At 72.5% G+C, this 8,251-nt stretch carries 10 protein-coding genes; 7 read left to right on the plus strand and 3 right to left on the minus strand.

What is annotated here, in order from left to right:
- From ABZ260_RS40785 to ABZ260_RS40815, 7 genes are all read left to right on the plus strand, one after another.
- Positions 1–192 (plus strand): hypothetical protein (locus tag ABZ260_RS40785; RefSeq protein WP_355628375.1); only part of this gene is annotated, 192 nt, incomplete at its 5' end.
- Positions 189–1,475 (plus strand): amidohydrolase family protein, encoded by a 1,287-nt coding sequence (locus tag ABZ260_RS40790; protein ID WP_355628378.1) that lies wholly within the window; start codon positions 189–191, stop codon positions 1,473–1,475. The genes ABZ260_RS40785 and ABZ260_RS40790, both read left to right, overlap by 4 nt.
- A 97-nt stretch (positions 1,476–1,572) precedes the next feature.
- A complete protein-coding gene (locus ABZ260_RS40795; RefSeq protein WP_355628381.1) occupies positions 1,573–1,974 on the plus strand; it encodes a DUF4440 domain-containing protein in 402 nt (133 codons plus the stop codon).
- The gene (locus ABZ260_RS40800) at positions 1,971–2,351 is read left to right on the plus strand and encodes a TIGR04076 family protein (RefSeq protein WP_355628384.1); all 381 of its coding nucleotides are present in this window, start codon (positions 1,971–1,973) and stop codon (positions 2,349–2,351) included. Before ABZ260_RS40795 ends, ABZ260_RS40800 begins: the two co-directional genes overlap by 4 nt.
- A 12-nt stretch (positions 2,352–2,363) precedes the next feature.
- Complete coding sequence (locus ABZ260_RS40805) at positions 2,364–3,383, plus strand: LLM class flavin-dependent oxidoreductase (protein WP_355628387.1); 1,020 nt, start codon at positions 2,364–2,366, stop codon at positions 3,381–3,383.
- 261 nt (positions 3,384–3,644) lie between these two features.
- On the plus strand, positions 3,645–5,072 hold the full coding sequence (gene kynU, locus ABZ260_RS40810) for a kynureninase (protein WP_355628396.1): 1,428 nt from the start codon (positions 3,645–3,647) through the stop codon (positions 5,070–5,072).
- Positions 5,027–6,409, plus strand: coding sequence for an NAD(P)/FAD-dependent oxidoreductase (locus ABZ260_RS40815; RefSeq protein WP_355628398.1), 1,383 nt, complete (start codon positions 5,027–5,029; stop codon positions 6,407–6,409). Before kynU ends, ABZ260_RS40815 begins: the two co-directional genes overlap by 46 nt.
- Positions 6,410–6,505: 96 nt before the next feature.
- Here the strand turns inward: ABZ260_RS40815 and ABZ260_RS40820 are convergent, their stop codons facing one another.
- The 3 genes from ABZ260_RS40820 to ABZ260_RS40830 form a co-directional block, all read right to left on the minus strand.
- Entirely contained in the window at positions 6,506–7,135 is a 630-nt protein-coding gene (locus tag ABZ260_RS40820; protein WP_355628390.1) for a cupin domain-containing protein, read from the minus strand.
- A 128-nt stretch (positions 7,136–7,263) separates the two neighbouring features.
- On the minus strand, positions 7,264–7,923 hold the full coding sequence (locus tag ABZ260_RS40825; RefSeq protein ID WP_355566342.1) for a DUF47 family protein: 660 nt from the start codon (positions 7,921–7,923) through the stop codon (positions 7,264–7,266).
- A partial coding sequence (locus ABZ260_RS40830; RefSeq protein ID WP_355628393.1) for an inorganic phosphate transporter occupies positions 7,920–8,251 on the minus strand: 332 nt, incomplete at its 5' end. The genes ABZ260_RS40830 and ABZ260_RS40825, both read right to left, overlap by 4 nt.

An 8,251-nucleotide genomic window follows, 5' to 3' on the forward strand; every position in this document is an offset into this window, starting at 1 on the left:
CGTGAGCATCGGGTCAGTACCAAGCGGACCAGGGTGCGGGTCGGTGACCGGATCAGGTTGCTGACCGCCGGGGGTGGCGGGCACGGGGATCCGTGCGAGCGCGATCCGGAACTGGTCCGCCGCGACGTCGCCGAGGGCTATGTCTCTCCCGACGCCGCCCGCAGGATCTACGGGATCGAGGCCGTCCGATGAACGACGTGGTCATTGTCAACTGCACGGTCACCGACGCCCGCGCCGGCGGCGCCCAGTCGGCCAAGGCGTCGGCCAAGGCGTCGGCCGGGGCTCCGAAGAGCGCCGAGGGGCGGATCGCGGACGCGGCGGTGTGGATCCGGGACGACCGGATCGCGGCCGTGGGTCCCCGCGAGCAGGTCCTGGAGCGGGTGGGGGAGGCCCCGCGGCTCGATCTCGACGGCGCGTACGTCACCCCCGGCCTGGTCAACATGCACACCCACCTGTCCCTGTCGCTGCCGGGCCAGGGAGGCGACAGCGTCAAGAACATGACGGCGCACGAACTCGTCCTCTACATGGCCGACGGTGCCCGCCGTACTCTGCACTGCGGGGTCACCACGGTGCGGTGCGTGGCCGAGAAGGAGCACGCCGACTTCGCGCTGCGCCGGGCCATCGAGTCGGGCAGGGCGACCGGGCCGCGCATCTTCACGGCGGGCCAGGCCCTGGTCTGCACCGGCGGCCACGGCCACGAGGCGAGCGACACCATGGAGTGCGACGGAGTCGACGGGTTCCGGCGCGGGGTGCGCACCCAGGTCAAGGCGGGTGCCGACCTCATCAAGATCATGATCTCCGGTGGCATCGCCGGGGAGCACGAGAGCATCGACACCCCGCAGCTGTTCTCCGACGAGATGGCGGCGGCGCTGCAGACCGCGCACGCCTGGGGCCGGAAGGTCACCGCGCACGCGGGGCCGGCGGCGGTGATCGCCGAGGCCGTCGAGCTGGGCCTCGACTGCGTGGAGCACGGCTACCAGCTCACCCCCGAGGTCGCGAAGAGAATGGCCGAGCGCGGCACGGCCCTGGTGCCGACGCTGCTCGTCACCCGCTGCAAGGAGTTCTTCGACGAGCTCGGGGTGCCGCAGTGGATGCAGTGCCGCTCGCTCGGCGCGGGTCCCCGGCATCTGGAGAGCTACGCCATGGCCCTCGACGCCGGGGTGGACGTCCTGCTGGGCAGCGACATGCCGCCGTTCTGGGACTTCGAGGGGACCAACGCCTCGGTACGCGAGCTGGAGTGCATGTCCGAGGGAGGTCTCGGCCCGGCGGGAGCGCTCTACGCGGGCACGCTCGGCCCGGTGCGCTGGCTCGGCGCCGACGCCGACCTCGGCACCGTCGAGGTCGGCAAGTACGCGGACCTCATCGCCATGGACGCGGACCCGCTCGCGGACACCTCGGCCTTCCGGGGGGTCCGCTGGGTGATGAAGGGCGGCCGGGTCGTTCGCGACGACCGGTCGGGATGGGAGAAGCAGTGAACGCGGTTTTCCCGGGGTCTGAAGACCAGGGCATCTGGGTGAGGTACCGGTGAACGGCCCGATGAACGGCCCGATGAACGGCCCGATGAGCGGCCCGATGAGCGGCTCTGTGAACGACGCGGAGGCCGCCGCGATCGCGGCGGGCATCGACGACATGTACGACGCCTTCCTCGCGGCGGACCGGCGCCGGTTCGACAGCCACCTGCACGCCGAGGTGACCACCTGGGAGACGCACCTGCCTGGACCGCTGCGTACCCGGTCGGAACTCGACGCCTACCGCGACGAGAGGGACGGCTCGGGTGCCCGTCCCGCACTCGACAGGCTGGCGGCCGAGGACAAGCGGATCGACGTGTGGGGCGACGCCGGGGTGGCGCGCTACCTGCTCGTCGCCGAGGCGCCGGGTGAACCCGCGCAGTACAGCCGGGTGACCGACGTGCTGCGCAGGACCGGCGGCGACTGGCTCATCGTGCACCACCACTCCGAACTGCTCGTGCCATGAGCGGGGGCACGGGCGAGGACATCAGCGAGGGCACGGGCGAGCGAGGGGCGGGCATGGCAGACGACGGCGACATGGAACTGTACGACCTGCGGGTCGTGGTCGACCGCATCGAGGGCAGATCCGTCTGCGGCATGGAGGTGGGCGACTGCTTCACGCTGGAGCGGAGCGCGCACCTGCGCCTCCCCGACGGTGAGCACTTCTGCGTCTACGCGCTCGCCTCGGTCCTGCCGTTCCTCGCCGCCAAACAGCGCGACCTAGCCCAGGGCGACTGGCTGGCGCAGGACTCCCACTTCAGCTGCCCCGACCCGGAGGAACGGCTGGTGATGCGGGTCGAGCGGACCCGCCGCCGCCGGATGAACTCCGCCGACCTGACCTGAGGTGATCCCCCGATGAGCACCACCGAGATCGGTCTGGGCCTGCAGAGCGACAAGCGGGCCGGTGACTACGCGCGGCTCGCGCGCCGCGCCGAGGAGCACGGCTTCGACGTGCTGAGCGTGTTCGGCGACCTGATGTACCAGCCGCCGATCTTCCCGCTGCTGGAGATGGCCGCCGCCACCGAGAGGGTGCGGCTCGGCGCGGCCTGCCTCAACCCGTACTCGGCGGCGCCGTACGAGATCGCCGGGCAGCTCGCCGCCCTTGACCTGGCCTCGCACGGCCGTGCCTACCTGGGCCTGGCACGCGGTACCTGGCTCGGCGCCGTGGGCATCGCCCAGCCGCGGCCGCTGACCGCGCTGGCGGAGGCAGTCGAGGTGGTCTACCGGCTGCTGGCCGGCGACGCCGGAGGGTTCGAGGGGGAGATGTTCCGCCTGGCGCCGGGCACCCGGCTGCGCTACCCCGTACACCGCACCCGGCCGCCGCTGCTGCTCGGCGCGTGGGGGCCGAAGGGCGCGGCGCTGGCCGGGCGGATCGCCGACGAGATCAAGGTGGGCGGCAGCGCGAACCCGGCGATGGTCGGGGTGATCGGTGAGCGGGTCGCGGCCGGGGCGACGGCGGCCGGACGTGACCCGGGCGAGGTGGGCGTCGTGCTGGGCGCGGTGACGGTCGTGGACGTCGACGGCGCAGCGGCCAGAGCCAGGGCGCGCAGCGAGGTCGCCATGTACCTCGCGGTGGTCGCCGACCTCGACCCGACCGTGGAGATACCCGAGGACCTGCTCGGCCGGGTCAAGGAACTGGTCGACGACGGCAGGGACGAGGCCGCCGGGCGGCTGATCCCCGACGACCTGCTCGACCTGTTCGCCTTCTCCGGTGACCCGGAGCAGGTCGCCGCACAGGCACAGGCCCTCATCGACGCGGGCGCGCACCGGGTGGAGTTCGGCACGCCGCACGGCCTCACCGACGACCGTGGCGTGGAGTTGCTGGGCACCGAGGTGCTGCCGCTGCTGAACCGCTCACCGAGGGGGGCGGCGTAGCTGTTCCGTCCGGTGGATCCGACCGGCCGCGACAGGCAGGGAGGCCAAGAAAGGCAGGGCCTGACCACGGTGCCTTCGGGTGACGCTCCGTCATCCTGAAACCGGATCCCCGTAGAACCTTTCGTCCGCAAAGCGCACTGCCCGAATCATCTCGTACTCCTAATTTCACTTGAGTTCAGCATGAGTGAACATTGGCGGGGAAGAAGGAGACGATGTGACGAGCGAGCGTGCCGGAGGTCCGGCGATCAGGACGTCGGCGTGATGGCCACGCGGGCCGAGGACCTCCGTGATCCGGGCGGAACCGGCTCGGCAGGACCCGGCCGGGGCGGATCCGATGGTTCCGCCGGGCTCGGCGCGTCGCGCGCTCCCGGCGTGTTCGGCGAGGACGGCGAGTTCGGCGAGCGGGCGGCGCTGGCGGCCGACGCCGGGGACTCGGTCTGCCGTCGCGAGGAGTTCCTGCTGCCGCCCGCCCCCGCCTCCTGCCGATACCCCGAGGTCGCCTACTTCGCGGGCAACTCGCTCGGCCTGCAGCCCCGCGCCGTCCGCGCCGCGCTCGCCGCCGAACTGGACGACTGGGCGCTGCACGCGGTCGAGGGGCACCACCGGGCGGCACACCCCTGGCTGCCCTACCACGCCGAGCTGCGCGAGGACGCCGCCGCGCTGGTGGGCGCGGCCCCCGAGGAGACCGTGGTGATGAACTCCCTCACGGTCAACCTGCACCTGATGATGGCCACCTTCTACCGCCCGGCGGGCGAGCGCACCCGCATCGTCATCGAGGACCACGCCTTCTCCTCGGACAGCTACGCGGTGCGCAGCCAGGCGGTCCACCACGGCCTCGACCCCGACGAGACGGTGGTCCGGCTGCGCCCCCGCCCCGGCGAGGACTGCCTGCGCACCGAGGACATCGTGGACTACCTGGCCCGTGAGGGACACCGGGTGGCGCTCGTGCTCCTCGGCGGGGTCAACTACCTGACCGGAGAGTTCCTCGACATCCCCGCCGTCACCGCGGCCGGGCACGCGGCCGGCTGCGTCGTCGGCTGGGACCTCGCGCACGCCGCGGGGAACGTGCCGCTGGCGCTGCACGACTGGGACGTGGACTTCGCGGCCTGGTGCTCGTACAAGTACCTCAACGCCGGTCCCGGCGCCGTCGCGGGCTGCTTCGTGCACCGGCGCCACGTGACCGACCCCGAGCTGCCCCGGCTGGCCGGGTGGTGGAGCACCGAGCAGGCGACCCGCTTCGAGATGCGGCCCGAGCTCGTCCCCGTGCCCACCGCGGACGCCTGGCAGATCTCCAACCCGCCGATCCTGGCCATGGCCCCGGTCAGGGTCTCGCTGCGGATGTTCGCCGAGACCGGGATGGCGGCGCTGAGGGAGCGGAGCCTGGCGCTCACCGGCTACCTGGAGCGGCTGCTCGCCGAGGTCGTCCGCGACCGCCCGCTGGAGATCGTCACGCCCGCCGACCCGGCCAGGCGCGGAGCGCAGCTCTCCCTGCGGGTGATCGGGGGCACCGACGTCGCGGACGCCACCGACGCCGCGACCCTTGCCGCCCGGCTGCACGAGGTGCACGGCGTCCTCGCCGACGTGCGGCGGCCGGACGTCATCCGGCTGGCCCCGGTGCCGATGTACTCCACGTTCCACGACTGCTGGCGGGCGGCCGCCGCGCTCGCCGAGGAGGTGAACCCGGTATGAGCTCCCGTGGCGAGGTCGCCGTGGTCGGCGCCGGGCTGGTCGGCTGCCTGACGGCCTGCTACCTGGCCCGCCGAGGCTACGAGGTCACCCTGTACGAGCGCAGGCCCGACCCGCGCCAGGCCACGCCGGAGCGCGGGCGCTCGATCAACCTGGCGATCTCCGAGCGGGGGATCGACGCGCTGCGCCGGATCGGGCTGGAGGAGGCGGTGCTGAAGGCCGCGCTGCCGATGCCGGGCCGGATGGTGCACGCCCCGGACGGCACGCTCAACTTCCAGCCGTACAGCGCCGGAGGGCAGCGGGCGATCAACTCCATCAGCCGCTCCGAGCTCAACCGCACGCTGCTGGAGGCGGCCCTCGCCATGCCCGGGGTCCGCGCCCTCTTCGAGCACCGGCTGACCGGGCTCGACGTCGACTCGGGGCGGATGGACTTCGACACGCCCACCGGGCCCGTCACCCACGGCGCCCCGGTCGTGCTCGGCGCCGACGGCGCCTACAGCGCGGTACGCGGGCGGCTGCAACTGCTGCCCGGCTTCGACTTCAGCCAGGACTACCTCGACTACGGCTACAAGGAGCTGACGATCCCGGCGCGCGACGGCGGGTTCGCCCTCGATCCCGGCGCGCTGCACATCTGGCCGCGCGGCAAGGCGATGATGATCGCGCTGCCCAACCCGGACAGCTCCTTCACCTGCACGCTGTTCTGGCCCAAGTCGGGGCCCGGCAGTTTCGAGGAACTGGACACCGCGGAGCGGTTCGAGGAGTTCTTCGCCGCCAACTACGCCGACGCCCGCGCGCTCATGCCCGACCTCGCCGGAGACTACGCCCACAACCCGATCGGGCACCTGGTCACCGTGCGGGCGCACCCCTGGCAGGTGCGCGGCACCGGCGCCGTGGTCGGCCTGCTCGGCGACGCCGCCCACGCCATCGTCCCCTTCTACGGCCAGGGTGCCAACTGCGGCTTCGAGGACTGCGTGGAGCTCGACCGCTGCCTACAGGAGACCGGCGACGACTTCCCCGAGGCCCTCGCCCGGTACGGTGCCCGCCGCAAGGAGCACGCCGACACCATCGCCGAACTCGCGCTCGCGAACTTCGTCGAGATGCGCGACAAGGTCGCCTCCCGGACGTTCCTGCTGGGCAAGCGCGTCGAGCACGGCCTGGAGCGGCTGCTGCCCGGCCGCTACACCTCGCGCTACGAGCTCGTCTCGTTCAGCACCGTGCCGTACGCCGAGATCCAGCCGCGCATCTCCCGCCAGCGCCGGGCGGTCGCCGCCGGGGCGCTCGGCGCGCTGGCCGCGGTCGGGCTGGCCGCGTCGGCGATCCGCGCCCTGCGCCGTCACTGACCGTGGCCCCGCGAGTCCTGGTCGCGCGGGCGGGGAGGGGCCCGTAGGTCATCGGCGGTCACTCCACCACTCGCGAGGCGAGAGCGGTGGAGAAGGTCAGAACAGCCGGGGGGTCACCACGGACACGACGGTGGTGACCCGGTCGGTGTCGTTGAACATGCTGTGCGGGACCGTCGACCTCAGGTGGACGCTGTCGCCCGGGTGCAGCCGGTGCTCGACGCCGTCGACCTCGTACAGCAGCTCGCCCTCCAGCACGAAGGCGAACTCCTCACCGGCGTGCCCGTAGGAGTTCTCCCGCCTGCCGCCGGGGGCGATGTGCACCAGCAGCGGTTCGAGCACCAGGTTCGGCCCCCTGGCCGAGAGCATGCGGTAGGTCTGCTGGCCCGAGATGTACTCGGTGGCGGCCGTCGCGGAGCGGGTGAGCGTGAAGTGGCTCGGCAGCGGGGAGACCGATGGCGGCCTCTCCTCGGTCTCCCCCTCCGGCGGCGCGTCGTTGAAGAACTCCGCCACGCTCCGGTCGAGCGCCGTGGCCACGCTGTTGAGCGCGGTCAGGCCGATGGAGGAGATGCCCCGCTCGACCTGGGAGAGGAACCCGATGGAGAGCCCGGAGTGGGTGGCGAGACCGCGCAACGTCAGGCCGCGCTCCTTGCGGAACTGCCGCATCCGGGCTCCGACGGCGTCTTGGCGGTCCGGCTCCTCACCGCCATGACGCTCCGATGTGCCCACCCGCGGCTCCCTCCGTCAAGCGGCATGGCCGCCTGTTCGCTCTAGCTAAACATATTTCATAACAAGAGTCGTCCTTCGTCAAAAGGGAGTGGGGAATGGCAGACGGTGATGGGTAAGGCGGCGCGGTTTCAGTGGCTCCGCTTGAGCATCGCGTCCGCGAGCGCGTCGGCGGCCTCGCCGAGCCGGCGGCCCACCGCGTCGAGCCGTGACAGCAGCTCGCGCCTGCGCAGGGTGTCCATGTCCAGCGGTTCGGCGAACAGCTCGGCGAGCCGGGCCTGGTAGAGCTGGCGGACCCGGCTGCACGCCTTGCGCGTGTCCAGCACGGCCATGGTGACCGAGCCCGGGGCGTCGATCATCTTCAGCACGGCGCCCTCCAGCTCGTCGAGGCCGTCGATCACCGCCTGCAGGGGCTCGACCGCGAACCGCAGGTCCTCCGGGCCGAACAGGTCGAGCTCGCGCACATAGTCACGGAGCTGGTCCAGCACGTCGTCGATCGAGCGCGAGAGCCGGAACAGGTCCTCCCTGTCGATGGGGGTCGCCAGCACCCGCCGCAGTATCCGCACCAGCTCGGCCCGCGCCTCGTCCCCCTCGTGCTCCACCTCCGCCATCCGGGCGCGCGCGGCGGACCGCTCGATCTCGCCGGCCGCGGTCGAGCGGGCCAGTTCGGCTCCCGCCCGCGCGACGGCGACCTGGCTCCGCACCAGTCCGACGATCCGCCGCCCCGACCGGCCGCGCAGGTCGTCCCAGGCGCGCACGAACCTCCGGGTGCGGCCGTCCTTGCCGCTCACATCAGTCTCAGCGCGAGGCCGCCGAGGCCGCCCAGCGCCATCGACGACGGCAGCGTGACCAGCCATGCCGTACCCACGTTCACGACGCCCTGCCATCGCACTCTCCTCATTCCCTCACTTGCCGCCGAGCCGACCACCCCTGCGGTGATCGACTGAGTCATGCTCACCGGGCTTCCCAGAGCCGAGCTGCCGAGGACGGCGCCGGTGGCCGCCGCCTCCGCGGAGACGATGTGCAGCGGGCGGGTGATGACCAGCCCGCGGCCCAGCCGCCCTCCGACACGGATCAGGCTGGTCAGCGCGCCGGCGAGGAAGAGCGCCACCAGGACCG

Origin of the sequence: Streptosporangium sp. NPDC006013, from assembly GCF_040614275.1 — a bacterium.
Taxonomy (GTDB): domain Bacteria; phylum Actinomycetota; class Actinomycetes; order Streptosporangiales; family Streptosporangiaceae; genus Streptosporangium.

Bases quoted from the DNA above. Each gene is read 5' to 3' on its own strand.
- ABZ260_RS40790 (WP_355628378.1), top strand. From the start codon at position 189: ATGAACGACGTGGTCATTGTCAACTGCACGGTCACCGACGCCCGCGCC.
- ABZ260_RS40795 (WP_355628381.1), top strand. From the start codon at position 1,573: ATGAGCGGCTCTGTGAACGACGCGGAGGCCGCCGCGATCGCGGCGGGC.
- ABZ260_RS40800 (WP_355628384.1), top strand. From the start codon at position 1,971: ATGAGCGGGGGCACGGGCGAGGACATCAGCGAGGGCACGGGCGAGCGA.
- ABZ260_RS40805 (WP_355628387.1), top strand. From the start codon at position 2,364: ATGAGCACCACCGAGATCGGTCTGGGCCTGCAGAGCGACAAGCGGGCC.
- kynU (WP_355628396.1), top strand. From the start codon at position 3,645: ATGGCCACGCGGGCCGAGGACCTCCGTGATCCGGGCGGAACCGGCTCG.